The organism is Bradyrhizobium sp. WSM1743, assembly GCF_000473065.1.
In the GTDB taxonomy this organism is placed as follows: Bacteria; Pseudomonadota; Alphaproteobacteria; order Rhizobiales; family Xanthobacteraceae; genus Bradyrhizobium.
Map to the genome: position 1 here is coordinate 59972 of NZ_AXAZ01000015.1, position 24672 is coordinate 84643.

Genomic DNA, 24672 nt, shown 5'->3' on the forward strand with positions numbered 1-24672 from the left:
ACAAAACCGGAGATGTCCACCGGCCAAGCGGGTTTTCGGGCCAAGTTCGGCCATCAAATGCGGCGAAAATACCTCCATGCGGCCCCGATTTGGGCGGTTTGACGCCATGGACGGGGCCGCGACCGGAGCTTTGTTCCGGAATCTTTGCAATGAGGGGACCACAATGGACATGAAAAAATACGCTGCCGAAGCCATCGGCACCTTCTGGCTCACATTCGCGGGTTGCGGGAGCGCGGTGATCGCCGCCGGCTTCCCCCAGGTCGGCATCGGCCTCGTCGGCGTCTCCTTCGCCTTCGGACTGAGCGTGGTCACCATGGCCTATGCGATCGGCCACATCTCGGGCTGCCATCTCAACCCGGCCGTCACGGTCGGTCTCTTCGCCGGTGGCCGCTTTCCGGCGGGCCAGATCCTGCCTTACTTGATCGCCCAGGTGGCGGGCGCGATCGTCGCCGCGTGGCTCCTCTATGTCATCGCGAGCGGGGCGCCCGGCTTCGATGTCGGCAAGGGCTTTGCGTCAAACGGCTATGACGCGCATTCGCCAGGCCAGTACAGCATGATCGTATGCTTCCTCACCGAGGTGGTGATGACCATGATGTTCCTGTTCATCATCATGGGTGCCACCCATGGCCGCGCGCCGGCGGGTTTCGCACCGCTCGCGATCGGGCTCGCGCTGGTGATGATCCATCTCGTCAGCATTCCCGTCACCAACACCTCGGTGAACCCGGCGCGCAGCACCGGCCCCGCGCTATTCGTCGGCGGCTGGGCGCTGTCGCAGCTTTGGTTGTTCTGGGTTGCTCCGCTGATCGGCGGCGCGCTCGGTGGGGTGATCTATCGCTGGCTCAGCGAGGAGCCCACCGGCGTCGTCGCGGGCGTGAAGACGGCGTAGGAAGCGTTTTCGAGCGAAGTGGATACCGGTTCGCGTAAAGAAAATGCGTCAAAAGAGAAATGGCCAAGCGGGATCGCAGCGTCTACTGCGGTCCCATCACTTGTCCCTGGCGGGGCGAACTTCGGTGACGTGACCCATCTTGCGGCCGGGGCGCGGCGCGCCCTTGCCGTAGATGTGCACGGTTGCGCCCGGAACGGTCAGCCACTTGTCGTAATCGTTGATCTCATCGCCGATCAGGTTGGTCATGGTGACGACGTCGCCGTGGCGCACGGGCTTGCCGAGCGGCCAGCCGGCGATGGCGCGGATGTGCTGCTCGAACTGCGAGACCGAGGCGCCGTCGAGCGTCCAGTGCCCGGAATTGTGCACGCGCGGGGCGATCTCGTTGACCAGCACCTTCGGTCCGGTGCCGTTGGCAAGCACGAACATCTCCACCGTCAGGACGCCGACATAGTCGAGCGCAGTCGCAATCTTGCTCGCGACGTTGCGCGCCTCGTCCGCGAGCGCGTCGGGGATTGGCGCGGGCGCCCGCGACACTTTCAGGATGTGGTCGCGGTGCTCGTTCTCGGTCACGTCGAAACACTCGACATCGCCTGCGGCCGAACGCGCGGCGATCACCGAGATTTCGCGCTCGAACGGCACGAAGGCCTCCAGGATTGCCGATTTGGTGGCGAGACTGGTCCACACCTTGGCGATGTCGTCGCCCTCGCGGATAATGGCCTGGCCCTTGCCGTCATAGCCGAAGCGGCGGGTCTTCAGCACCGCCGGGAGGCCGATCCTCAGGATCGCCTCGCGCAGCGAGGAGACGGAGATGACGTCCGCATAGGCCGCAGTGCCGATGCCGAGCTTCGTCACGAAATCCTTCTCGGCGAGCCGGTCCTGGGTGGTCTCGAGAATCCTGCGATTGGGCAGCACCGGGCGGCGCGCGTCCAGCACCATCGCGGCCGCCGCCGGCACGTTCTCGAATTCGTAAGTGATGACATCGACGTCGCTCGCGAACAGCTCAAGCGCCTCGACATCGGCATATTCGGCGCAGGTCGCGTTCAGCACGACGTCGAAGGCCGGCGAGTCCGGATCGGGCGAGAACACCTGGCAGCGCAGGCCGAGCCGCGCCGCGGCCATGGCCAGCATCCGCCCCAATTGTCCGCCGCCGAGGATTCCGATGGTGTCGCCGGGCTTCAGCTTCACCTGCTTTGCGTCAGTCACGCCTTGTCCTCCGGACGCTCGGCAACCGCGTCGGTCTGCGCCTTGCGCCAGGCGGCGAGGCGATCGGACAGGGCCGGGTCGGACAATGCCAGCACGGCGGCTGCCAGCAGCGCGGCGTTGATCGCGCCGGCCTTGCCGATGGCGAGGGTGCCGACCGGGATACCCGCGGGCATCTGGACGATCGAATAGAGCGAATCGACGCCCTTGAGTGTCTTGGATTCGACGGGAACGCCGAATACCGGGAGTTCCGTCAGCGCCGCCGCCATGCCGGGCAGATGTGCGGCGCCGCCGGCGCCGGCGATGATGACCTTGTAACCCGCGGCCTTGGCGCCCTTGGCGAAAGCAAACAGCCGGTCGGGAGTGCGGTGGGCCGAGACGACGCGGCTGTCGACGGCAATGCCGAGCGCATCAAGCGTGTCGGCGGCATGCCGCATCGTGTCCCAGTCCGACTGGCTTCCCATGATGATGGCGATCGGCGCGGTCATGACGTCAATTGTGCCCGGAAAAACAGAAAGATAGGCCAGATTAACGGTTCCGGCCGGCGGCTCGCAAGGCGGTGGCAAGGAGAAGGGAATCCACTATCCTGTCTTGGTGAATCCCCGCAAGCCTTCATTGAGCAGGATGCCCATGAAGAAACCAAAAAGGGCTAGCGCCGCGAAGGCCAAAGAGGGCCGGAAGACCAGCACCGGCCGATCCAACGCCGCCCCCAAACGGCTGACCAAGCGTCCGGCGAAGCCGCCGCGGCCCGCCACGCCGGGCGATGATGGAGCCAAGGACAACATCAGGGCGACGATCCGCGGCTTGCGGACCAAGCTCAGGGAGGCGCAGCGCCGGGTCGCGGAACTGGAAGCTGCGGCCGACACCGATTTCCTGCTCGAGATTCCCAACCGGCGCGGCTTCGAGCGCGAGCTCGCGCGCGCCATCGCCTATATGAAGCGCTACCGCGCCAGCGGGGCGCTGATCGTGCTCGACGTCGATCGGCTGAAGCCGATCAACGATTCGTTCGGCCATGCCGCCGGCGACGAGGTGCTCAAGGCGATTGTCGCCACTCTGACGCGGCAGGTCCGTGCCTCCGACGTGGTCGGCCGGCTCGGGGGCGACGAGTTCGCGCTGTTGCTCTGGAATCTCAGCGAGACCGATGCCAAGGCAAAGGCCGCGACCTTGGAGCAGGCGATCGACGAATTGTCCTTCGCCTTTCGCGGCCAGCACGTGACCGCGGGCGCTTCTGCCGGCGTCGCGTTGCTCGGTCCCCACTCCGACGCAGGCCGCGCCCTGGAGGAGGCCGATGCCGCCATGTACGTGCGCAAAGCGCACCGCCGGCACGAGCCGCCGATCAGGCTGGTCAGCAGCTGAATTTACAGCGTCAACAGATCTTCCGGCACGTTGCCGAATTTGCGCAGCAGCCTGGCATCGCCGAATTCGCCGGTCATGGGATCGCCGCTGCGGCTGAACGCGACCGCGCCGATGTGGCCGGTACCGTGCGCCAATATCTCGGCGCGCCGCAACGCGGCGGCCGAGGTCTGGCACTCCTCGGCAGTTCCCGCGACCGGCGAGCCGTCGGCATCGATCAAGAAGGGCATTGCAACGTAGTAGGTCACATCCGACATGGCGTTGCTCCAATGATGAACTCAGGCGGCGCTGCTCTTGCTCCGCATCTTGCTGCGCGAGGTCTCCGGAATGCAGCCGGCGGAAATCGCCGCCTGCAATTCCTCCAGCTCGGCTTCCAGATATTCGTTGGCCATGATCAGCGCCTTGATGGTGCTGCGCAGATTGCCGTCGCACATCGCGATCGCCTGATCGCAGGCCTGTTCATAATGGCTGTTGTCAAGAGGCGTTGCCGACATCTGCGTTGTCCTTGTGCCTTGTCTTTGCTGGGCCGCTCGAATGTTCCTATTTTGTTCTTTTCGAGTCAAGCGGATTCAGATGCGGCGAGCGGCCGCGAAAGACCCGCTCACGGTCAGGCGATGATGTCTGGGGTAATCTGGTCTTCGATGAACGCGATGCGGTCGCGCAACAACAGCTTGCGCTTCTTCAGCCGTTGTAACCGCAATAGGTCGGGGGCGGGCGATTGATGCAACGCATCGATCGCCGCATCGAGGTCTCGGTGTTCCTGCTGCAACCGGGTGAGCTCGGCTTCGAGCTCACGCTCATCTTCATTGGTCATGTCTGCGGTGGCCGAAAACCGATAGGCGTGAGATCTGGGCTGTGGATGCCCTGTGGAAATTATCGTCCTTGCGCAGCGTGATCGCAAGCGATCTGCGACCCTCCCTCGCCGATCTCCCGCAACATATTTCTGCGAGGAGCTGCGGCGTTGCGCAGGCGCATTGATATCATGGATTTTTCCCGCGTGGTTCCTTAGTCACGCTTCGTTACATATGAACTTTCAAAAATGACGCTGCGACGACGGATACCCATCGACAGGGCGAATCGGTGATGTAGACTTGGCCGTCCGGATCGAATCCTGAGGTTCAACCCTACCGAGGAGGTTTCGAATGACAATTCAGGCACATCTCGTTGAATTGGAACGGAAGCACAAACTTCTCGAAAACGAATTGCACGAAGCTCTCGTGCACCTTTCAACAGACGACCTGCAAATTGTTGAGTTGAAGCGCCGGAAGTTGATGGTCAAGGACCAGATCGAGCGTCTGAAGCAAGGCGACACGCTCCACTAGTAAACCCCGCAACAGTGTAGAGTTGATCACATCCTTTCAGGCAGGGGTGAGAGCATTCGTGCTCATCCCTGCTGCAAGGTGCACGCCGTGCAAGATCTTTGCGCGGCGCTAGTTTTTTGTTTGGACGCGTTGTCTTGACGCGAACCGGTATCCACTCCGCTCGGAAACCCTCTAGATGTCGGCGAGCTCGGCGACGTGATCGGCAATCGCGAGCGACGACGTCAATCCCGGCGATTCGATGCCGAACAGATTGATCAGCCCTGCGACACCGTGATCGCGCGGGCCTTGCATCAGAAAGTCCTGCGTGGCCACAGCCGGCGGCACGATCTTCGGCCGGATGCCCGAATAGCTCGGCATCAGCGCGCCATCGGGCAGCGTCGGCCAGTATTTGCGGATCGCCGGGTAGAAGCGCTCGGCCCGTGACGGGTCGACCTCGTAGTTGATCGTTTCGATCCACTCGACGTCAGGCCCGAAGCGCGCCTGCCCGGCCATGTCCAGGGTCAGATGGACCCCTAACCCGCCGGGCTCAGGCACCGGATAGATCAGGCGCGAGAACGGCGCCTTGGCGTTGCAGCTGAAGTAGTTTCCCTTGGCGAGATAGGCCGGCGGAATCCGATCCAGCGGCATGCCGTCGATGTTGCGCGCCACATTCGTCGCCGACAGCCCCGCGGCGTTGACGAGAAGGTCGCATTGCAGAGTCATCGGTGCCTCGCCGCCGGCATCGATCTCGATGAAGCCGGCTGCTGCCTTGGCGCGGATCAGCGGGGTGTGAAACGCGAAGGCGGCGCCGGCGTCCTCGGCTTCGCCGCGCAACGATAGCATGTAGGCGTGGCTGTCGATGATGCCGGTTGACGGTGACAGCAGCGCAGCGTCGCAGGCGAGCGCCGGCTCCAGCGCGCGCGCGGCCTCGCCCGAGAGCAGCTGCATGTCGAGCACGCCGTTGGCCTCGGCATGCGCCTTGATCGATTGCAGCTTCTCGGTCTCCTTCGGGCTGGTCGCGACGATCAGCTTGCCGCAATTCTTGTGAGGGATGCCGCGCTCGGCGCAGTAGCGGTAGAGCGCGTGCTTGCCGGCAACGCACGTGCGCGCCATCCAGCTCCCGGCGCGGTAGTAGATGCCGGCATGGATCACCTCGCTGTTGCGCGAGGAGGTGATGGTTCCAATGGCCTCGGCTTCCTCGAGCACGATCACCTCGCGCCCGGCCTGCGCGAGCTTTCGGGCCACCGCGAGACCGACCACGCCGGCTCCGATGACGACGCAGTCGACCCTATCCATGGTTGTGCAGGATGTCCGCCGGAGGCATCGGTGGCATCAGGCCCGGGAGCGGCTGCGCAGGGGAATTTCCCGTTAAGAAAGCATTTATCATGTCAGGCCAATTGCCGTATTCCACGTCACATTTTTCCATTGTGCGTACAGGCGTTTACCCGATCCAAACCCGCGAGGCCAGACAATCCGACGCTGAAATCGCGGGTGGCTGATGGCTGAGAAGAACTGGCACGTGGGCAGCACGCTTTCGATTGCTGTGCAGGCCGTGATGTGCCTGGCCGGCGCGGTCGCGCCTGCACGCGCCGTTGCGCTGTCGAACGGCTTCGCTGCTCCGGATCTCGCCAAGCTCGATCCCAACGTGATCTGGGAGGCCCTGATCGCGGGCATCGTCGTCTGCGCGTTCCTCGCCGCGATCGCGCTGTGGATCCATTCCTCGCTGCGTCAGACCCGGCGTTTGCAGTTGCGGCGCAACGCCTTCATCTCCTCCGCCATGAACAATCTCAACCAGGGCGTGGTGATGACGGATGCGCAGCGCCGTGTCATCTTCTGCAACGACCGCTACCTCGAGATCTATGGCCTGACGCGGTCGGATATCCTGGCCAACATGACCGGCTATGAACTCCTCGAGCTGCGGCGCAAGCGCGGGGTGCTCGGCGCTTCTGACGACGAGTTCTACGAGAAGGCGGCAAGCAGCAACGGCTTGATCACCGAACTGCCGGACGGACGGGCCATCCTGGTGAAATTCTTCGTGCTACCGAACGGTGGCTCGGTGGCGACGCATCTCGACGTCAGCGAACAGCGCAGGCTGTCGCGGCAGCTCGCCTCGACCAAGCAGTTCCTGGAGACGGTGCTGGACAACGTGCCGGCCTGCGTGGCCGCCAAGAGCATCGAGGATGGCCGCTACATCTTTGCCAATGCGGCCTATGAGCGCTTCTGGGGTTTCTCGCGGGACCACGTCGTCGGCAAGAATGCGCGCGAGCTGTTTGCGCCGGCCTCGGCGGCCACGATCGAGGCAAGCGACCAGGCCGCGCTCAAGTCGCCGGACGGCCAATTCCGCAACGAATTCGAGGTCGAGCGCGGCGGGGAGCGGCGCATGGTCGCCTCGATCCGGATCGCGGTGCGCAATGAAAGCAACCGGCCCGGATTCCTGCTGCTGGTGTTCGAGGACATCACCGACCGCCGCTCCCTGTCGGAGGAGCTGGAGAGCACCAAGAAGTTCCTCGAGCTCGTGGTCGACAACATCCCGGTCGCGCTGATCGTGGAGGAGGTCAAGGATGGCCGCTATCTGCTCGCCAACCGCAGTGCCGAGACGATCCTCAACCGCAAACGCGAGGAAACCACCGGGCTGACTGCGTCCGACATCTTCAACGCCAAGGAAGCGAAGCTGATCATCGCGCGTGACGAGGCCGCGATCAAGAAGCGCGGGATGATCACCGAGGAGCATCCGATCTCCACCAAGGACGGCCTGCGGCTATTCCTGACCCGCCGCGCCACCGTGCTCAGCGACGCCGGCGAACCGCAATATCTGATCAAGACCCATGAAGACGTCACGGACCGCCGACAGACCGAGTCGCGCATGGCGCACATGGCCTATCATGACGGTCTCACCGATCTGCCGAACCGTGCCGCCTTCCTGCAGGCGCTGACCCAGATGATCGAGGCCTGCGAAGGCACCGACGAGGAGTTCGCCGTGCTTTGCGTCGACCTCGATGGGCTCAAGGAGGTCAACGACGTCTTCGGCCATGCGCTCGGCGACAAGCTCCTGATCGAGGTGGCCCAGCGGCTCCAGGACTCCGCGCGGGGCGGCGTAGTGGCGCGCCTGTCCGGCGACGAGTTCGGCCTGATCATCGACGGCAAGCAGCCGGAAGCGGGTCTTGCGCTGGCGCGGCAGATCGGCGAGGCGGTCGCGCAGGAGTTCCAGATCGATGGCCGGCCGGTGCGCGCCGGCATCACCACCGGCATGTCGATCTTCCCGCACAATGGCACGGATGGCGCCTCCCTGCTCGCCAATGCGGGCGCTGCGCTGTTCCGCGCCAAGCAGAAGTCGCGCGGCACGATCAGCCTCTACCAGCCGGAGATGGACCAGCAGATCCGCGATCGCCGCGTGCTGCACCAGGATCTCTCCATGGCGGTCAAGAACGGTGAGCTCTCGCTCGCCTTCCAGCCACAGGGGGCCGCCGGCCACAGCGTCGCCGAGAGCGAGATCATCGGCTTCGAGGCATTGGCGCGCTGGCAGCATCCGGTGCGCGGCCAGGTCTCGCCGGCTGAATTCATCCCGATCGCCGAGGAGAGCGGCCTGATCGTCGAGATGGGCGAGTGGATCCTGCGCGAGGCCTGTCGCGAGGCGGCGTCCTGGCCGAAGCCGCTCCAGGTCGCGGTCAACCTGTCGCCAGCGCAGTTCATGCACGGTGACGTGGTTGGCCTCGTCCATTCGATCCTGATCGAGACGGGTCTCGCACCGGGCCGGCTCGAGCTCGAGATCACCGAGGGGGTGCTGATCGAGGATTTCGACCGCGGCCTTGCGCTGCTGCGCCGCCTCAAGGCGCTCGGCGTGCGCATTTCCATGGACGATTTCGGCAGCGGTTACTCCTCGCTGAGCTACCTCCAGGCGTTCCCGTTCGACAAGATCAAGATCGACCGCGCCTTCATCATCAATCTCGGCCGCAACCCGCAATCGGCGGCGATCGTGCGTGCCGTGATCGATCTCGGCCACGGCCTCGAAATGTCGATCATCGCCGAGGGCGTCGAGACGGTGGACCAGCTCGCCTTCCTCGCCAAGGAGGGCTGTGACGGCGTGCAGGGCTATCTGCTCGGCAAGCCGCTGCCGATCGGCAAATATGCCGGTCTCATCGGCCGCGCTGAAGCCATGGAGCTTGCGCTCAAGACCGGTTAGTGATGAGAGCGTTTCGCTCCCATTCGACGGCCTCATGGCGGATTACGATCTTGCGATCATCGGCGGCGGCCTGAACGGTGTCAGCCTCGCCCGCGATGCGGCGGGCCGCGGCCTGCGGGTGATCCTGTTCGAGCAGGGCGATCTCGGCGGTGCGGCATCGTCGGCAACACCGCGGCTGATCCACGGCGATCTCTCGGTGCTGGAGCGCCGCGGTTTTTGGCGGGTACGCCGGGCTCTGGCCGAGCGCCGGACCTGGCTCCGGATCGCGCCGCATCTGGTCCGGCCGATGCGCTTCGTGATTCCTGCGCATGCGGACGAGCGTCCACCGTGGCTGCTGCGCGCCGGCCTGTTCATCTATGACAGCCTAGCCGGCCGGAGCGGCCTGCCCGGATCGACGACCCTCGACATCACCCATCATCCGGTCGGCAACGCGCTGAAGCGCCCATTCCGCACGGCGTTCGAATATTCGGACTGCGTCGTCGACGATTCCCGTCTGGTGGTGCTCACGGCGCTGGACGCGGCCGAACGTGGCGCGGCGATCCGGACCGGGGCACGCTGCGTGCGTGCCGATCGAACCGATACCTGGCGCCTCGCTGTGGTCGATCGCGGCCATCGCCGTACCGTCACGGCGCGGGCGCTGGCCAACGCCACCGGCGGCTGGACCTCAATGGTCGCGGAGACCGTGCTGCGGCAGCCGCAGCTGGCGATGGCGGCCACCCAGATGAGCCAGATCATCGTGCCCAGGCTGTTCGATTCTGAAAACGTCTACGTCTTCCAGAACAGTGACGGGCGGCTGATCTTCGCCCGGCCCTTCGAGCGCGACTTCACACTGATCGGCACGGTCACGCACGCCTTCACGGGCGATCCCGCCATCGTCGCCATGCGAGGGACCGACGTCAGCTATCTCTGCGAGGCCGCCAGCCGCTATTTCCGCGAGCGCGTTGCCCCGACCGACGTGGTCCGCACGGTCTCCGGCGTCAACCTGGCGCTGGCGTCCGCGCGCGGACGCCACGAGACGACGCTGTTCCACGCGCGCCGGCGCAAGGCGCCGCTGCTCACGATGTTCGGCGGCGACGTCACCACCGCGCGCCTGCGCGCGGAGCGGGCGGTGACGAAGCTGACGCCGTTCTATCCGATGTCGCCGCCCTGGACCGCCGGGGCTGCGCTACCGGGTGGAGATTTCGCCTGGGATCGTTTCGACACCGAGGTCGACCTCGCGCGCGACCGTTGGCGCTTTCTGTCGGAGCCGCAGGCCGAGCGGCTGGTCGCGGCCTATGGCTCGCGGCTGCCGGCGGTGCTGGGCGAGGCGAAGACGCGCGAGGACCTCGGCCCCGCCTTCGGCCCCGAACTGACCGGCGCGGAGGTGCGCTATCTCATGGACTGCGAATGGGCGCGTTTTGCGGATGACATTCTGTGGCGCCGTTCCAAGCTGGGCCTGACCATGCCTGCTGCGGACTGCAATGCGCTGGCTGCGTTCATGGCATAGCCCGGATGGAGCGAAGCGCAATCCGGGAGCTTCACCGCAGATAGACTACCCCGGATTACGCTGGCGCTCCATCCGGGCTACGGAACGGCAATGTATGAAGACCATTTGGGATGATCTCCCCCGAACCAGTTGAGCTAGGAACGATCGGCCGCTAGCGTGCGGCGGAATCGGGGTTGGCAGGGACGATGACGGACGAGTTGCCCAGAACAGACACCGCGACCAGTGCAGCCGGCAGAGATCCGTATCCGGCGGCAGGGCAGCCGTTGCTGCGGATCGAGGGCGTCGCCAAGACGTTCGGGACGTTCCGGGCCGTTGATGGTGTCTCGCTCGACATCAAGGCCGGCGAGTTTTTCGCGCTGCTCGGCCCCAGCGGCTGCGGCAAGACCACGCTGCTGCGCATGCTCGCCGGGTTCGAGACGCCGGACGAGGGGCGCATTTTGCTCGGCGGCAAGGATATCGCGCAGGCATTGCCGCACGAGCGTCCGATCAACATGATGTTCCAGAACTATGCGTTGTTTCCGCATCTGTCGGTGCGCGACAACATCGCCTTCGGCCTGAAGCGTGCCGGCATGGCGCGCGCCGACATCGCCACCCGCGTTGCGGAAATGGTCGCGCTGGTGAAGCTCGAGGGGCTGGAGAAGCGCAGGCCTGACCAGCTCTCCGGCGGTCAGCGCCAGCGCGTGGCGCTCGCCCGCGCCCTGGCGCGCCGGCCGCAACTCCTCTTGCTCGACGAGCCGCTCGCCGCGCTGGACAAGAAGCTGCGCGAGAGCACGCAAGGCGAGCTGATGGAGCTGCAGCGCCGGCTCGGCATGACCTTCATCATCGTCACCCACGACCAGGAGGAGGCGATGACGATGGCGAGCCGGATCGGCGTGATGAAAGCCGGCAAGCTCGCCCAGGTCGCGAGCCCCCGCGAGCTTTACGAAGCGCCGCGCTCGCGCTGGATCGCGGAGTTCGTCGGCGACATCAATCTGTTCGACGGCGAGTCCAAATTGCGTGATGGTCATCGTCTGGTCATTGGCACGCGTGATGCGGGTGCGCTGGTGGTGGCCGAGCCGCGCGAGCCGATTGGCACAGGAAGATTTGCCGTCGCGATCCGCCCCGAGAAGGTCAAGCTGTCGCGTCGCGGCCCGGTGAGCGAGGCCGGTCGTGAGACCGTGATCAACCGGCTCGACGGCGTCATCGCCGATATCTGCTATCTCGGCGGCACCACCACCTACAAGGTGAAGCTCGATACCGGTGGGATGCTGCAGGCTTCCGTCGCCAACAGCGCGCGCATCGACGTCGACGCCTACAGCCTGAACCAGAACGTCGTCGCCTGGTTCACGCCCGACGATTGCGTGGTGCTGCCGTCATGAGCTCCCGCCGCATCTTCGCGCGGCCGGCGCGGTTTGCCGCGATCGCCCCCTATGTCTGGATGGCGCTGTTCTTCCTGGTGCCGTTCGCCTTCGTGCTGAAGATCAGCCTGTCGCAGACTGCGATCGCGCAGCCGCCCTACGAGCCGGTGTTCGACCTGACGGCGGGATGGGACGCGCTCAGCGGCGCCTTTGCCGCGCTCTCGATCGACAATTTCCGGCTGCTCGGCTCCGACGACATCTATGTGTTTGCCTATGTGCGCAGTCTCACCGTCGCGATCACGGCGACCGCGCTTCTGCTCCTGATCGGCTATCCCATTGCCTATGGCATGGCGCGATTGCCAAAACGCTGGCAGGCGGTGGCGATGGTGCTGGTGATCGTGCCGTTCTGGACCTCGTTCCTGATCCGCATCTATGCCTGGATCAACATCCTCCAGCATGACGGCCTGCTCAACCAAATCCTGCTGGCGCTGCATCTGGTCAGCCAGCCGGTGGTGTGGCTCTCCACCGACACCGCGATGTATATCGGCATCGTCTATTCCTATCTGCCGTTCATGATCCTTCCGCTCTACGCCACGCTCGCCAAGATGGAGCCGGCGCTGGAGGAGGCGGCCTCCGATCTCGGCGCGCCGCCGTGGCAGGTGTTCTGGCTCGTCACCTTCCCCCTCTCGCTGCCCGGCGTGGGAGCCGGCGTGCTGCTGTGCTTCATCCCCATCGTCGGCGAATTCGTCATCCCTGATCTTCTGGCCGGCTCCAATTCGCTGATGATCGGCCAGACCCTGTGGCTGGAATTCTTCACCAACAAGGGCTGGCCGGTCGCCTCCGCTGCGGCCATCGTGCTGCTCGTGGTGCTGCTGCTGCCACTGCTGCTGTACGAGCGGCTGCAGAAGCGCCAGCTGGAACGGGAAAGGTAGGGCGATGCGCAAGGTCTCCCGCCTGTCCCGCTTCAATATCGCTTCGCTGGCGCTGGGGCTGGCGTTCCTCTATTTGCCGATCCTGATCCTCGTTCTCTACTCCTTCAACGCCTCGCGCCTGGTGACGGTGTGGGGTGGCTGGTCGCTGCGCTGGTATCACGAGTTCTTCAATGACCGCGCCATGATCGAGGCGGCCTGGATGAGCTTGCGGGTCGCGGTCTCCTCCGCGACCATCGCCACGCTGCTCGGCACGCTCGCCGCGGTCGCACTGTCGCGCGGCGAGCGGTTTCGTGGCCGGACGCTGTTCTCCGGCATGCTCTATGCGCCGCTGGTGATGCCGGAGGTGATCACCGGATTGTCGCTGCTCTTGCTATTCGTGGCGCTGAATGCCGAGCGCGGCTTCTGGACGGTGACGATCGCCCACACCACGCTGACGATGTGCTTCGTCGCCGTGGTCGTGCAGTCCCGCCTCGGCTCGCTCGATCGCTCGCTGGAGGAGGCGGCGATGGACCTCGGCTGCGACCCGGTGCGGGCGTTTGTGTCGGTGACCCTGCCGCTGATCGCGCCCGCGATTGTCGCTGGCTGGATGCTGGCCTTCACGCTCTCGCTCGACGATCTCGTGATCGCGAGCTTCACCACCGGTCCCGGCTCGGCGACGCTGCCGATCCGGATCTATTCGGAGGTGCGATTGGGGGTGAAGCCCGAGATCAACGCGATCTGCACGCTGGTGATCGCCCTGATCGCGGTCGTCATCGTCATCGCCTCGCTCGCCTCGAAACTGTCGAGCTCGCAGGGCGAGAGCGCGGCGCCGTTATAGAATCACCGGAGAACATCGATGGAAGGCGTCGAAGAATGGCGTGAACTCGAGTGGGCTCTAACAAATCTGGTCCACTCGATCTCGTCCCAACTTTCCCTTCGTGACTGCGAGCTTTTGGCGGAGTTTATCGAGAACCGATAATTTGGTGTCGCTCTGGAATGGTTGCACTCGTCAATCAAGGAGAATGATCTCCAGCCCTCTTCGAGCCAGAAACTTGAAATTCAACGATTGGCGGAAGCGATGGATATCGACCTGTCGTAGCAGCTGCTACGACAGGTATGTTGGGTAACAAACGCGAGATTGAGTTTAAGACTTCACCGCACCCGCCGTGAGCCCGCCCACCATGTAGCGGCGGAAGGCATAGTAGACCGCGGCCGGCGGCAGCGCGTAGATGAAGCCGGTGGTCATGAGCAGCTCCCAGGGCGAATCGTCGGCGGCAAGGAAGTTGCCGAGCGCGACGGGGAGGGTGATCTCGCGATCGTTCGAGAGCAGCAGGAACGCATAGAGATATTCGTTCCAGGCCAGCAGCACCGCATAGGTGCCGATCGCAACCAGCGAGGGCATCATCAGCGGCAGGTAGACCAGGCGGAAGATCTGCAGCGTCGTGGCGCCGTCCATCACCGCGGCTTCATCCAGCTCGACCGGCAGCTTGTCGGAGGCCTGCTTGAGCACCCAGATCGCGTAAGGCGAGGCGATCGTCACCATGGCCAGGATCAGCGACCAATGATTGTTGAGCAGGCCGTAATTGCCCATGGTGCGGTACATCGGCACGGCAAGGAACGCCGCCGGAATGAAATAGGTGAAGAGCGCGAGGTTCAGCACCATGCGTCCGCCCGGCACCTTCAGCCGCGAGATCGAGAACGCCGCGGCGGTCGCGATGAACAGCGTCAGCACGCCGACGGATGCCGCGATCACCGTCGAATTCCAGAACTGGACGTAGAAGTCGCGCAGGAAATAGTGCTGCTGCTTGAACACGATCTCGAAATTATGCAGCGTCGGATGGTCCGGCCACAGCTTGCCCGAGAACGCGTCCTCCTTCGGGGAGATCGCAAACAGGAACATGTGATAGATCGGGATCATCGTCCACAGGAAGACGGGAATGCCGATCAGCAGCAGCCGCGCTTCAGTCGCGACTTCGCGCCAAGAAAACTCTCTTACGCCGGGGAGCTTCATCGCGACAACCGTTTCATCATGAAGTACACGAGCGGCAGGACGAAGGGCATCGCGCAGACGATGGAGGCCATCGCGAGCGAGAGCTGGTCGAGCCGGAGATAGCGGATGCCCAGTGTCGACAGCACGTGCGTGAGGTCGGCCGGGCCGCCGCCGGTGAGCAGGTAGACGCTGTTGAAGTCGCCCAGCGTCCAGATCATCGAGAGCAGCGTGCAGGTCACGTACAGCGTCTGCATCGACGGCCAGGTGATGTAGCGGAACTTTTGCCACCAGCTGGCGCCGTCCACTTCGGCGGCCTCGAACAGATCGTGCGAGATCGCAAGGCGTCCGGTGATCAGGATCAGCGTCCAGAACGGCAGCGACTTCCAGATGTGCACGCCGATCGCCATGCTGAGCGCTACGGTCGGGTCGTTCAGCCAGTTCGGGCCGTCATCGCCGGTGAAGGAGAAGATCAGGTGGTTGATGACGCCCCACTCGGGATTGAGCATGAAGCGCACCGACAGGATGGTCGGGATCGACGGCACCGCCCAGGGCAGGATGAAGATCACCGACAGCCATTTGATCCAGGTGCGCTGCTGCGCGAAGAAGCCGGACAGGAACAGCGCGATCAGCATCTTGATGTTGATGCCGATGACCAGGAAGATCAGCGTGTTGACCGCGGCGCGTGCAAAGATCGGGTCGTTGTAGAGCGCGACGTAGTTTTCCGGCGCGCGCGCCAGCCACAGCCCATAGCACACCGGATAGACGACGAAAGCGAGGAAGACGAGCAAATAGGGCGCGAGCAGGATGATGCCCCAGACCTGCGCCGGGGTAAGCCGCGACGACAGGGGCGGGGCGGGGATTGCCTGATCGCCAGAGAGCGTGATCGCCATTCTTTTCGGACTCTTCTCAAATCTAAAACCTCTCCCCGCTTGCGGGGAGAGGTCGGAGTACGAAGTACTCCAGGTGAGGGGGTACAGGACCCACAGCGCGCACAAACTCGCGGAGAGAGCCCCTCACCCCGACCCTCTCCCCGTAAGAACGGGGAGAGGGAGGGGATAGACCTTAACCCGCGACCTGCTTGATGCGGGCAATCAGTTCGTCGACGGCCTTGTCGACCGGAACCTTCTCGCTGACGACGCGGTTCATCGCCTTCGCCCACACGTTCTCGTTGTTGAGGAGCGTGAACTTCCAGTTCTTGGTGAAGTCGAACGCCGCGGTGCCGCCCTTGAACTGCGTGTAGACCGCCTTGCGGTGCTTGTCAGCCTGCCAAAACGGACTTTCCTGGCTTTCCTTCGTCACCGGGAACCAGCGGCCGAGCGCGCCCTCGATGTAGGGACGGACGTTCTCTTCCTGGAGCAGGAAGCTGATGAACTGCTTGGCCTCGGCCTTGTTCTTGGCCGCGGTGAAGATCAGCCCGGTCTTGACGTCGGAGCGGTAGCGGATGGTCGAGCCGTCCGGCGCCTTCGGGAAGGAGGCCGTGACGATGTCCTGCTCATAGGCCTTCTTGCCGGCGTCGCGTTGCTCCTGGGTGAGAGCCTGGTTCTGCGAGTCCTCGAACCACTTCGCCGCGATCGAGATCGTGAAGTTGTGGGTCATCACGATGGTCTTGTTGTGGAAGGCGACGTTGTTGTCGGGGTCCTTCCAGGTCGTCGAGGAGGGCGGGGTGCAGCCCTTGATATAAGTGTCGGTGTAGTCCTTCATCGCCTTGATCAGGTTCTCGCGAACCTTGGGATCGTCGACCAGGAGCTTGCCGTCGTCGTCGACCAGCTTGACGTGGTAGGCGTCCATGAAGGTGTAGAAGGACTGGAAGGCGTCGGTGGATTCCACGCCCATCGGCTGGCCCACGGCGTAGATGCGCTGGCCGGTGGCCTTGCGGATCGCCGGCTGCACCTTGTCGCACCAGAACGTCCAATAGCCCGTCCAATCGGTGGGAATGTCGCTCAGCTTGAAGCCGGCCTTCTCAAGCATGTCGTTCCAGATCTGGACGTGCATGCTCTGCTGCTTCAGCGGGAAGCCGTAATAGGCCTTCTTCTTGGTGACGTCGTTATAGAGGATCGAGGCGTCCAGCGTGTTCTGCACGAACCGGCCCTTGATCGGCTCCATGATATCTGTGAGGTCCTCGAGCTTGCCCTCATAGGCCCACTTGCCCTGCGCCTGCACGTCATAGGAATCGGAATAGGCGACATCGGGCACAGTGCCGGCATCGAGCGCGGCGACCGTCTTCGGAATCATGTCCTGGATCGCGTATTGCGACAATTCGACCTTGATGCCGGTCTTGGCTTCGAATTTCTTGATCGTCTCGATCAGCGCGTCGTCTTCGGAGCGATAGAAGCCCTTGCCCCACCAGACCGTGATCGTCTTCTGCTGCGCAAAGGCGGGTGCAGTGGCGGCAAAAAGCCCAACCGCAGCGACCGCCAATGATACTGCGCCAATAACCTTGGATTTCACGTTTTTCTCCCTCAAACGGCCGGTGTTTTAACCGGTCGTATAAAACACTAGCGCATGGCCGTCATCCGATCTAGCGACTTCTTGTCAGACCAATGTCGTGGGGGTGGAGGGGCTGTGGAGATGCGAATTCGCGCATCGATCCAAAGGCCGCATCAATGCATGCCAATCAATTCGCCTCGTGGTTCCTGGCTTTGTCAGCGTTTCGCTTTGAGGCCGATCGAAGCGACATTCGGGCTCGTCTCAGCGGATCGGGAGCGCGGCCTGCCTTGCCCGCTCGTCGGGGAAGGAGAGCGCCATGCCTCGAGCAGCATCTTGAGAAATTGGCTAGCATGAGGCGATAGCGTCGTCCCGCGCCTGCGCACGATTCCGATCGTCCGCGACACTTCCGGCTCAGTCAGCCGAATGGTGTGAATGATCGGATGGCCGGCCGCTGGTGTCGCGAGCCTCGGCAGCACGGCGATGCCGAGGCCCGCTTCGACCAGGCCAAGCGAGCCGGAGAGGTGAGCGACTTCATAGGACCAGTTCAGCTGCAGGCCGTGTCGCGCCAGCGCATTGTCGATCAGCGCGCGATTGCCGCTGTTGCGACCGACGGTGATGACCCGGTGTGACACGATTTCCGACCAGCTGACCTGCTTGCGTGATGCCAGCGGATGGTCATGACGGCAGGCCAGGACGAAAGGATCCTCAACCAGTTTCTCGAACTCGATTTCCGCATGCGAAGCGCCGATGAAGTTGATGCCGAAGTCGGCTTCTCCGCGCGCGACCGCTTCCAATCCCTCGTTGGCACCGATGTCGAGTATCCGGATGCGAATGCGCGGATACGCTTCGGCAAACCGGCCGATCGCACGCGGCAGGAAATAGAACACCGCTGTCGGCACCGCAGCCACCGAGACCAGGCCCGAACTTCGCGCGCCGATATCGTGGATGGCGAGCACCGAGGTCTCGAACTCGTCGATGAGGCGGCGCACCTTCGGCAGGAAGTCGCGCCCGGTCATGGTGAGATTGACGTGGCGCGTCGACCGTTCGAGCAACGGCGCACCGAGGCCTTCTTCCAGTTTCTGAATGCGTCGGCTCAGCGCCGGCTGCGACAGGTTCAGCACCCTGGCGGTGCGGACGAAGCTTCCCGTCTCCGCCACGGTGATGAACGCCTTGAGGTCGAGCAGTTCTGCGTTCATGGCAGGCTCCATTATTTCGATAAACGAAATAATACCTCAGATATTTGCATTTCACAAAAGAGTTCTGCCGGAGGATGCTCTGGCTCGCGCGAAGATGTCGCCGAACGGAACAGCTCCATGAACGATCAGATCGCCATTCCCTGTGTGGTCATGCGCGGGGGCACCTCGCGCGGGCCGTTTTTCCTGGCTCGTGATCTTCCGGCCGACGCCAAACTGCGCGATGCGGTCCTGTTGTCCGTGATGGGCGGGGGGCACGACCTTGGAATCGATGGGATCGGCGGCGGCAATGCCGTCATCAACAAGGTCGCGATCATCGGGCCGGCAACGGTGCCCGGCGCCGACGTTGATTACCTGTTTGCCCAGGTGCGGGTTCGTGAAGGGATCGTCGATACCTCGCCCAATTGCGGAAACATGCTGGCGGCCGTTGGGCCGTTCGCAATTGAAGCCGGCCTGGTCGCCGCTGCCGCAGATCGCACCCATGTGCGCATCCACAATGTCAACACCGGCAAGTTGATTGACGCGACCGTTCCGACCCCCGCAGGACGCGTGACTTACGACGGCGAGGCGCGGATCGACGGCGTTCCGGGAACGGCCGCGCCGATCGAACTGTCGTTCCCCAACGCGGCCGGTGCACGCACTGGTCGCCTCCTACCGACGGGACGTCCGGTCGACCGCATCGAAGGGATCGATGTGACCTGCCTCGACGCAGCAATGCCGGTCATGCTGGTCCGCGCGGCGGATCTGGGATGGAGCGGCCGTGAGGCTCCCTCGGACTTCGCCGACAACGGCTTCCGCGCGCGTCTCGAAGATTTGCGTCTCGAGGCGGGGCGCCGGATGGGCTTTCCAGATCCCGCGACGATGGTGATCCCGAAACCGGTTCTGATTGCGCCCGCGAGAGAGGCGACGTTGAACGTCAGGTACTTCATGCCACACGACTGCCATAGCGCGCTGGCGGTCACCGGCGCGGTCGCGATCGCGACTGCGTGCATCACGCCCGGGACGATCGCCGCAGAGATGGTCGGACCGCTGGTGCCGCCGGTGTCGATCACACTCGCCCATCCTTCCGGCCAGCTCGTGGTGAGGCTGGAGTCCGGCCCGGTTGCCCGGGTGCTGCGGACAGCCCGGCGAATCTTCGAGGGCCACGTCTTCGCCCGTCGGTCGCACGTGCCTTGTTCGGTCCTGGCGGCCTGACGCCGGACTGCTCTTAAACCTCAAGAATAAGACAAGGGAGAAACGAGAATGCAGATGCGAGCGCTGGCTGGGTCCGCGAGCAGTGAGCCGCGAAAGCCGTTCTACCGGATTCTCTATGTCCAGGTGCTGATCGGCCTCATGCTCGGTGTCCTCACGGGCCATTTCTGGCCCGAATTCGGCGCCGCGCTGAAGCCCTTTGGCGACGGCTTCGTCAAGCTGGTCAAGATGATGATCGCGCCGATCGTGTTCTGCACCATCGTGAGCGGCATCAACAGCATCAGCGATTCCCGCGAGGTCGGCCGCACGCTGGTGAAATCCATGGCGCTGTTCTACCTGCTGACCGTGCTCGCTTTGCTGGCAGGGCTTATCGCCGTGTCGCTGATCCAGCCGGGCGCGGGCATGCATGTTGCGGTCAATACGCTGGATCCGTCGGTGGCCGCGAAATTCACCAAGCAGGCAGGGGTCTCCGGCTTTGCGGATTTCATGCTGCACATCATCCCGCATTCGTTCTTTGGAGCGTTTGCCGATGGTGAAGTGCTGCCGGTCCTGCTGATATCCATCCTGATCGCCTTCGGCCTGAGCCGTGCCGGCGACGGGGGTATCGTGGTGACAAAGGCAGTCGCCTCGTTCTCCGAGGTGCTGTTCGTGTCCTTCGGCTTCATCATGAAGCTCGCTCCGCTCGGCGCCTTTGGGGCCATGGCGTTCACGGTGGGCCGATATGGCATCCGTTCGATTGGCTCGCTCGGACTGCTGATCCTGACATTCTATATCGCCTGCTCCGTCTTCGTGGTCCTGGTGCTTGGCACGCTGGCGCGGCTGAACGGCTTCAGCTTGTGGAAGACCATCCGTTATTTCAAAGAAGAATTGCTGATCGTGCTCGGCACGTCGTCGTCGGAGCCGGCGCTGCCTGGCGCGCTACGCAAGCTGGAGCAGCTCGGATGCCGGAAAGGCGTATCGGGGCTCGTGTTGCCGATGGGCTATTCCTTCAATCTGGACGGCAGCGCCATCTATCTTACCTTGGCTTCCATCTTCATCGCGCAAGCCTGCGACATTCACCTGTCATGGGGACAGATCGCGGCGATGCTCGGATTGATGCTGCTGACGTCCAAAGGGGCCGCCGGTGTCACCGGCAGCGGCTTCGTTGCGCTTGTCGCGACCCTATCTGTGATGCCGGATTTGCCCGTGACCGGCGTGGCGCTGCTTGTCGGCATCGACCGCTTCATGTCGGAGGCGCGGGCGCTGACCAGCATGATCAGCAACTGCATCGCATCCATCACCATTTCGCTGTGGGAGGACGCCTGTGATCGCGAGGTGTTGGCCCGGGAACTGGGACAGGGGGACACTCTCACGGCCGCGCCCGGGGCGAAGATTGGGACGGCACCGGTGATGAGGGAGGACAAGAGCTGGATTTCGACGACGCAATCGGCTGCGTGAACCCGAAGAGAGCGACGCCGATCACTCCAGTTGGACGTGGCGTTGGCGTTAGTTGGACTTGGCGTTCTCTTTGGCGTTCTCCGCCGTGGGCGATTCCGCCGGCGCGGGGCGCTTTCCGCTGCCGGTGATGCGCTCGATTGCGGAGCGCACGGCGTCACCCCCCTTGCGGTCCTTCAGCATGTCGAGCAGCGGCGCGGAGGCCGGCGAGCGGCGGATCAGGCTTTCCGGATCGGGAAAGATCAGGGGATCGTCCCAGGGGCCCTGCACCACGAAGGGCAGTTCGAACCCCGACGCACTGTTGAGGCTCGCCACGCCCTTCATGTCGTATTCGCGTGCCGGCACCGAAGCGGTGCCGGTGAGCGTGATCTTCGCCGTCGGCCCTTCGACGCGGATGTCCTCGGCGGTGGCGATCCCGTCGGAGAATTTCACGGCGATGGTGAGATTGTTGTAGGGCGTCGAGCCGTTGCGGAAATTGCCGCCGCCCGACAGCGGCCGCCGCTCCAGCCGCTTCAGGAGCTGCTCGGCGTTGAAGCCCGAGATCGCACCGTCATGCCCGGTCACGGTGGCGCTTCCGTCGAGTGACTGCACGAGGCCGAACGGGCTCGATCCGGAGGCGAGGAGCGAGACGTTGATGTTGCCGCGGCCTGACAGCTTGTTGAGACCGAACAGTTCGGTGGCGCAGGCCTGGAGGTCGACGTCGGTGAACTGGAATTGCGCCTTGATATCGGCGACGGTATCGGACCGCGCGATGCCGAACGAGCCCTTTGCGATCCCGCCATAGACCTGCGCCTCGCCGACAGAGAGCGCCAGCGTGCCGTTGCGCAAATTGGCGCCGATCGCGGTGCGGCCGAGCTTCGTCGGCCCGACCGTCAGCTTTGCAGCCGACAGGCGCATGTCGAGGTCGGTGGTCGACAGTCCATTGAGATCGAACAGCTGCCTGTTCCAGTCGCGCGCGCCGCTCGCGAGCAGGCGGAACGTCGAGATATAAGGCGTGAAGTCGAGCGCGTCGGCGGCGAGCGTCGCCTGCAGCGTCTGCCGGCCGTTATTGGCGTAGGTCATGACGCCCTCGGCGGCATTGCCGTCGAGCTCGACATTGACATTGGTGAGCGCGATCGAGGCGCCGACGACGTTGGCGCGCGCCTTCAGCGCGAAGCGGCCGAAGCCGCCGCTGCCGGGCTGCGGCTGCCCGGTCCAGCGCAGCGCGTTGCGCAAGGACGGGCTGTCGACCGTGAGCGTGCCTTCCATCATCGGGCTGGTGCGATTGGCGACGCTACCGTCGAAGGCGAGCTTGAGCGGCGCGCTGGCGATTCGCGCCTTCAGGCCGGACCGGTCGCCGGAGAGGGCGGCGACGAAATCGGAAAAGCTGATCGAGCCGTCGACGCGCTCGCCGCGCCAGTCGAACTGTCCGGTCGCAGCAAAGGAGCGCGAGATCGAAGGCCAGGCCAGCGACAGGTCGATGTCCTCGAGCTTCTCGGTGGCATGCGTGGCGGCGTCCTCGTAATCGAGCACGCCATCCTGGATCCGGATTTCGGAGAACGAGACCTGGTTCTCGGCCCCCGGCTTCATGGTGCGCGCGATGGTCTGGATGAAGGGCGTCCAGTTGCTCTCGCCGTCCGGCTTGAGGCTGACGTGGATGCGCGGCCGCAGCAGCATCAGATCGGCGATCTCGAACCGCTGCAGCAGCAGCGGTAGCAGCCGCAAATTCGCGGTGAGCACGTCGACCTGGAGCGCGGGAGCGCTGGTGCCGCCACCCTTGAGGCCGACGTCGCGGAAGGAGATGTAGCTCACCGGCAGCACTGAGATGTCGATGCTGCCCGCGACATTGAGCTCGAGCCCGGTGACGTCGCGGATCTGCGCTTCGACCGCCTTGCGCAGCGCGTCGCGGTTGATGAGCCAGGAGGTCGCGATCAGGGCGATCAGCGCGACGCCGAGCAGCGCCGCGATCGGCGTCCCGAGGCGCTTCATTCCTTGGGCCATGGTCAATGGCATGTCCTGATCGGGTTGGTCGTTGGAGCTAGGGCGGGCCGGGAAACCTGAGCGCCCACGCCCAACCCCCGCAACTTGATGGGTTTTCTTGACGCTTTCAAGGCCGCGGCACGGTTATGCCCACGGCATGGGCAGCTTCTATCACCCAGGGGCGGAGCGGAGAACCCCCGTATCATTGACGGCTTCGGACGATTTCGCCTAATAATCGCCGCCAATAAGGCGCGACGCCCGCAAGCCGAAGGTCCAGTCGAGGTTTTTTGCATGAACAAGGTCTATCCCGACGCCAAGTCGGCGCTCGACGGCATTCTAAAAGACAACATGATGATCATGTCGGGCGGCTTCGGCCTCTGCGGCATTGCCGAGGAGCTGTCGGACGCGATCCGGGAGTCCGGTGTCAAGGGCCTGACGGTGGTCTCCAACAATGCCGGCGTCGACGGTATCGGCCTCAGCCGCCTTCTCGAAACCCGCCAGATCAAGAAGATGATCTCGTCCTATGTCGGCGAGAACAAGCTGTTTGCCCAGCAATTCCTCGCCGGCGAGCTGGAACTCGAATTCAATCCGCAGGGCACGCTGGCCGAGCGCATTCGCGCGGGCGGCGCCGGTATCCCGGCCTTCTACACCAAGACCGGCGTCGGCACGCTGATCGCCGAAGGCAAGGAAGTGAAGGAGTTCGACGGCGAGAAGTATCTGATGGAGCGCGGCCTGTTCGCCGACCTCGCCATCGTGCACGCCTGGAAGGGCGACACCGCCGGCAACCTCATCTACCGCAAGACCGCGCGCAATTTTAACCCGATGATGGCGACCGCCGCGAAGATCACGGTGGCCGAGGTCGAGCATCTGGTTCCGGCCGGTGAACTCAATCCCGACCACATCCACACGCCCGGCATCTTCGTGAAGCGCATCGTCGAGGTCGGCACGGCCAAGAAGCGCATCGAATTCCGCAACACCCGCCCGCGCACCAGCGCATGATCCGGAAAAGTGGAAGCCGGTTTTCCGATCAGATCATGCGCCACTAAAGAATCGACAGGAGCACAACGATGGCCTGGACCCGTGAACAGATGGCCGCGCGCGCCGCGAAGGAGTTGCGTGACGGCTATTACGTCAATCTCGGCATCGGCATCCCGACGCTGGTCTCGAATTACATCCCGGATGGCATGGACGTCAGCCTGCAGAGCGAGAACGGCATGCTCGGCATGGGCCCGTTCCCGTATGAAGACGAGGTGGACGCGGACCTGATCAACGCCGGCAAGCAGACCGTGAGCGAGCTGCCCTCGACGTCCTATTTCTCGAGCGCGGATTCCTTTGGCATGATTCGCGGCGGCCACATGGATCTGTCGATCCTCGGCGCCATGCAGGTGGCCCAGAACGGCGATCTCGCCAACTGGATGATCCCCGGCAAGATGGTCAAGGGTATGGGCGGCGCGATGGACCTCGTCGCCGGCGTCAAGCGCGTCGTCGTGGTGATGGAGCATTCGGCCAAGGACGGCCCGAAGCTGCTCAAGAAGTGCAATTTGCCGTTGACCGGCGAGCGGGTCGTCGACATGGTCGTCACCGATCTCGCAGTTTTCACCATCGACAAACACGGCGACGGCGGCATGGCGCTGATCGAGCTCGCCGACGGCGTCACGCTTGACGAGGTCAAGACCAAGACCGAGGCCGAATTCCGCGTCGCGCTGAAGAATACTTAAAGGCTTTGCGAAGGGGGCGCGCATGACGATACGGTCTGCGCGTCCCGAAGACGCCGATTTCATCGTTCAAACCATCCTTTCCGCGCAGCGCGGCTATCGTCCGCGC

Annotated in this window: 23 protein-coding genes; 12 read left to right on the forward strand and 11 right to left on the reverse strand. The window is 63.9% G+C overall.

Annotated elements, in window-relative coordinates:
• Positions 1 to 163: 163 nt before the first annotated feature.
• Positions 164 to 886 carry an aquaporin Z gene (gene aqpZ, locus YU9_RS0112465; RefSeq protein ID WP_027573138.1) on the forward strand — a complete coding sequence of 241 codons (723 nt, stop codon included), beginning with the start codon at positions 164 to 166 and terminating at the stop codon, positions 884 to 886.
• 96 nt (positions 887 to 982) lie between these two features.
• Here aqpZ and YU9_RS0112470 read toward each other — a convergent pair whose 3' ends face one another.
• A complete protein-coding gene (locus tag YU9_RS0112470) occupies positions 983 to 2089 on the reverse strand; it encodes a 5-(carboxyamino)imidazole ribonucleotide synthase (RefSeq protein WP_027573139.1) in 1107 nt (368 codons plus the stop codon).
• A complete protein-coding gene (gene purE, locus YU9_RS0112475) occupies positions 2086 to 2574 on the reverse strand; it encodes a 5-(carboxyamino)imidazole ribonucleotide mutase (RefSeq protein WP_027573140.1) in 489 nt (162 codons plus the stop codon). The genes YU9_RS0112470 and purE overlap by 4 nt, the downstream gene beginning before the upstream one ends.
• Before the next feature lie 142 nt (positions 2575 to 2716).
• Between purE and YU9_RS0112480 the strand changes: the two genes are divergently transcribed.
• A complete protein-coding gene (locus YU9_RS0112480) occupies positions 2717 to 3442 on the forward strand; it encodes a GGDEF domain-containing protein (protein ID WP_027573141.1) in 726 nt (241 codons plus the stop codon).
• A 2-nt stretch (positions 3443 to 3444) separates the two neighbouring features.
• Here the strand turns inward: YU9_RS0112480 and YU9_RS0112485 are convergent, their stop codons facing one another.
• The 3 genes from YU9_RS0112485 to YU9_RS0112495 form a co-directional block, all read right to left on the reverse strand.
• Complete coding sequence (locus tag YU9_RS0112485) at positions 3445 to 3696, reverse strand: hypothetical protein (RefSeq protein ID WP_027573142.1); 252 nt, start codon at positions 3694 to 3696, stop codon at positions 3445 to 3447.
• Between the two features lie 21 nt (positions 3697 to 3717).
• Complete coding sequence (locus tag YU9_RS0112490) at positions 3718 to 3933, reverse strand: hypothetical protein (RefSeq protein ID WP_027573143.1); 216 nt, start codon at positions 3931 to 3933, stop codon at positions 3718 to 3720.
• A 113-nt stretch (positions 3934 to 4046) separates the two neighbouring features.
• On the reverse strand, positions 4047 to 4253 hold the full coding sequence (locus YU9_RS0112495) for a YdcH family protein (protein WP_008546179.1): 207 nt from the start codon (positions 4251 to 4253) through the stop codon (positions 4047 to 4049).
• A 328-nt stretch (positions 4254 to 4581) separates the two neighbouring features.
• Here YU9_RS0112495 and YU9_RS0112500 point away from each other — a divergent pair, with 328 nt between their 5' ends.
• Positions 4582 to 4761, forward strand: coding sequence for a YdcH family protein (locus tag YU9_RS0112500; RefSeq protein ID WP_025034152.1), 180 nt, complete (start codon positions 4582 to 4584; stop codon positions 4759 to 4761).
• 171 nt (positions 4762 to 4932) lie between these two features.
• Here the strand turns inward: YU9_RS0112500 and YU9_RS0112505 are convergent, their stop codons facing one another.
• A complete protein-coding gene (locus YU9_RS0112505; RefSeq protein ID WP_027573144.1) occupies positions 4933 to 6036 on the reverse strand; it encodes an NAD(P)/FAD-dependent oxidoreductase in 1104 nt (367 codons plus the stop codon).
• A gap of 202 nt (positions 6037 to 6238) precedes the next feature.
• Between YU9_RS0112505 and YU9_RS0112510 the strand changes: the two genes are divergently transcribed.
• From YU9_RS0112510 to YU9_RS0112530, 5 genes are all read left to right on the forward strand, one after another.
• Positions 6239 to 8920, forward strand: a complete 2682-nt coding sequence (locus YU9_RS0112510) for an EAL domain-containing protein (RefSeq protein ID WP_027573145.1) — start codon at positions 6239 to 6241, stop codon at positions 8918 to 8920.
• A 34-nt stretch (positions 8921 to 8954) separates the two neighbouring features.
• Entirely contained in the window at positions 8955 to 10406 is a 1452-nt protein-coding gene (locus YU9_RS0112515) for a glycerol-3-phosphate dehydrogenase (protein WP_027573146.1), read from the forward strand.
• A 185-nt stretch (positions 10407 to 10591) separates the two neighbouring features.
• Complete coding sequence (locus YU9_RS0112520) at positions 10592 to 11764, forward strand: ABC transporter ATP-binding protein (RefSeq protein ID WP_027573147.1); 1173 nt, start codon at positions 10592 to 10594, stop codon at positions 11762 to 11764.
• Entirely contained in the window at positions 11761 to 12675 is a 915-nt protein-coding gene (locus YU9_RS0112525) for an ABC transporter permease (RefSeq protein ID WP_027573148.1), read from the forward strand. Before YU9_RS0112520 ends, YU9_RS0112525 begins: the two co-directional genes overlap by 4 nt.
• Positions 12676 to 12679: 4 nt before the next feature.
• Positions 12680 to 13492, forward strand: coding sequence for an ABC transporter permease (locus tag YU9_RS0112530; RefSeq protein ID WP_027573149.1), 813 nt, complete (start codon positions 12680 to 12682; stop codon positions 13490 to 13492).
• A gap of 306 nt (positions 13493 to 13798) precedes the next feature.
• On the opposite strand, the gene YU9_RS0112535 is transcribed toward YU9_RS0112530, so the two are convergent.
• From YU9_RS0112535 to YU9_RS0112550, 4 genes are all read right to left on the reverse strand, one after another.
• A complete protein-coding gene (locus tag YU9_RS0112535; protein ID WP_027573150.1) occupies positions 13799 to 14665 on the reverse strand; it encodes a carbohydrate ABC transporter permease in 867 nt (288 codons plus the stop codon).
• Positions 14662 to 15534 (reverse strand): carbohydrate ABC transporter permease, encoded by an 873-nt coding sequence (locus YU9_RS0112540; RefSeq protein ID WP_027573151.1) that lies wholly within the window; start codon positions 15532 to 15534, stop codon positions 14662 to 14664. The genes YU9_RS0112535 and YU9_RS0112540 overlap by 4 nt, the downstream gene beginning before the upstream one ends.
• A gap of 172 nt (positions 15535 to 15706) precedes the next feature.
• Positions 15707 to 17092: an ABC transporter substrate-binding protein gene (locus YU9_RS0112545; RefSeq protein ID WP_027573152.1), complete on the reverse strand. Its 1386-nt coding sequence runs from the start codon at positions 17090 to 17092 to the stop codon at positions 15707 to 15709.
• Positions 17093 to 17286: 194 nt separating this feature from the next.
• Positions 17287 to 18267 carry a LysR family transcriptional regulator gene (locus tag YU9_RS0112550; protein WP_027573153.1) on the reverse strand — a complete coding sequence of 327 codons (981 nt, stop codon included), beginning with the start codon at positions 18265 to 18267 and terminating at the stop codon, positions 17287 to 17289.
• A gap of 117 nt (positions 18268 to 18384) precedes the next feature.
• Here YU9_RS0112550 and YU9_RS0112555 point away from each other — a divergent pair, with 117 nt between their 5' ends.
• Positions 18385 to 19458, forward strand: coding sequence for a 4-oxalomesaconate tautomerase (locus YU9_RS0112555; RefSeq protein ID WP_027573154.1), 1074 nt, complete (start codon positions 18385 to 18387; stop codon positions 19456 to 19458).
• 54 nt (positions 19459 to 19512) lie between these two features.
• Positions 19513 to 20892, forward strand: a complete 1380-nt coding sequence (gene dctA / locus YU9_RS0112560; RefSeq protein ID WP_156951849.1) for a C4-dicarboxylate transporter DctA — start codon at positions 19513 to 19515, stop codon at positions 20890 to 20892.
• A 48-nt stretch (positions 20893 to 20940) separates the two neighbouring features.
• On the opposite strand, the gene YU9_RS0112565 is transcribed toward dctA, so the two are convergent.
• The gene (locus YU9_RS0112565; protein ID WP_027573156.1) at positions 20941 to 22869 is read right to left on the reverse strand and encodes an AsmA family protein; all 1929 of its coding nucleotides are present in this window, start codon (positions 22867 to 22869) and stop codon (positions 20941 to 20943) included.
• Between the two features lie 270 nt (positions 22870 to 23139).
• Here YU9_RS0112565 and YU9_RS0112570 point away from each other — a divergent pair, with 270 nt between their 5' ends.
• Together YU9_RS0112570 and YU9_RS0112575 are read left to right on the forward strand one after the other, a co-directional pair.
• Positions 23140 to 23847 carry a CoA transferase subunit A gene (locus tag YU9_RS0112570; protein ID WP_027573157.1) on the forward strand — a complete coding sequence of 236 codons (708 nt, stop codon included), beginning with the start codon at positions 23140 to 23142 and terminating at the stop codon, positions 23845 to 23847.
• A gap of 68 nt (positions 23848 to 23915) precedes the next feature.
• Positions 23916 to 24566: a 3-oxoacid CoA-transferase subunit B gene (locus YU9_RS0112575; RefSeq protein WP_027573158.1), complete on the forward strand. Its 651-nt coding sequence runs from the start codon at positions 23916 to 23918 to the stop codon at positions 24564 to 24566.
• Positions 24567 to 24672: the final 106 nt, after the last annotated feature.

What these genes read in the sequence shown, in the direction of transcription:
- aqpZ (WP_027573138.1), top strand. Translation starts at nt 164, where the DNA reads ATGGACATGAAAAAATACGCTGCCGAAGCCATCGGCACCTTCTGGCTC.
- purE (WP_027573140.1), bottom strand. Translation starts at nt 2,574, where the DNA reads ATGACCGCGCCGATCGCCATCATCATGGGAAGCCAGTCGGACTGGGAC.
- YU9_RS0112480 (WP_027573141.1), top strand. Translation starts at nt 2,717, where the DNA reads ATGAAGAAACCAAAAAGGGCTAGCGCCGCGAAGGCCAAAGAGGGCCGG.
- YU9_RS0112485 (WP_027573142.1), bottom strand. Translation starts at nt 3,696, where the DNA reads ATGTCGGATGTGACCTACTACGTTGCAATGCCCTTCTTGATCGATGCC.
- YU9_RS0112490 (WP_027573143.1), bottom strand. Translation starts at nt 3,933, where the DNA reads ATGTCGGCAACGCCTCTTGACAACAGCCATTATGAACAGGCCTGCGAT.
- YU9_RS0112495 (WP_008546179.1), bottom strand. Translation starts at nt 4,253, where the DNA reads ATGACCAATGAAGATGAGCGTGAGCTCGAAGCCGAGCTCACCCGGTTG.
- YU9_RS0112500 (WP_025034152.1), top strand. Translation starts at nt 4,582, where the DNA reads ATGACAATTCAGGCACATCTCGTTGAATTGGAACGGAAGCACAAACTT.
- YU9_RS0112505 (WP_027573144.1), bottom strand. Translation starts at nt 6,036, where the DNA reads ATGGATAGGGTCGACTGCGTCGTCATCGGAGCCGGCGTGGTCGGTCTC.
- YU9_RS0112510 (WP_027573145.1), top strand. Translation starts at nt 6,239, where the DNA reads ATGGCTGAGAAGAACTGGCACGTGGGCAGCACGCTTTCGATTGCTGTG.
- YU9_RS0112515 (WP_027573146.1), top strand. Translation starts at nt 8,955, where the DNA reads ATGGCGGATTACGATCTTGCGATCATCGGCGGCGGCCTGAACGGTGTC.
- YU9_RS0112520 (WP_027573147.1), top strand. Translation starts at nt 10,592, where the DNA reads ATGACGGACGAGTTGCCCAGAACAGACACCGCGACCAGTGCAGCCGGC.
- YU9_RS0112525 (WP_027573148.1), top strand. Translation starts at nt 11,761, where the DNA reads ATGAGCTCCCGCCGCATCTTCGCGCGGCCGGCGCGGTTTGCCGCGATC.
- YU9_RS0112530 (WP_027573149.1), top strand. Translation starts at nt 12,680, where the DNA reads ATGCGCAAGGTCTCCCGCCTGTCCCGCTTCAATATCGCTTCGCTGGCG.
- YU9_RS0112535 (WP_027573150.1), bottom strand. Translation starts at nt 14,665, where the DNA reads ATGAAGCTCCCCGGCGTAAGAGAGTTTTCTTGGCGCGAAGTCGCGACT.
- YU9_RS0112540 (WP_027573151.1), bottom strand. Translation starts at nt 15,534, where the DNA reads ATGGCGATCACGCTCTCTGGCGATCAGGCAATCCCCGCCCCGCCCCTG.
- YU9_RS0112550 (WP_027573153.1), bottom strand. Translation starts at nt 18,267, where the DNA reads ATGAACGCAGAACTGCTCGACCTCAAGGCGTTCATCACCGTGGCGGAG.
- YU9_RS0112555 (WP_027573154.1), top strand. Translation starts at nt 18,385, where the DNA reads ATGAACGATCAGATCGCCATTCCCTGTGTGGTCATGCGCGGGGGCACC.
- dctA (WP_156951849.1), top strand. Translation starts at nt 19,513, where the DNA reads ATGCGAGCGCTGGCTGGGTCCGCGAGCAGTGAGCCGCGAAAGCCGTTC.
- YU9_RS0112565 (WP_027573156.1), bottom strand. Translation starts at nt 22,869, where the DNA reads ATGGCCCAAGGAATGAAGCGCCTCGGGACGCCGATCGCGGCGCTGCTC.
- YU9_RS0112570 (WP_027573157.1), top strand. Translation starts at nt 23,140, where the DNA reads ATGAACAAGGTCTATCCCGACGCCAAGTCGGCGCTCGACGGCATTCTA.
- YU9_RS0112575 (WP_027573158.1), top strand. Translation starts at nt 23,916, where the DNA reads ATGGCCTGGACCCGTGAACAGATGGCCGCGCGCGCCGCGAAGGAGTTG.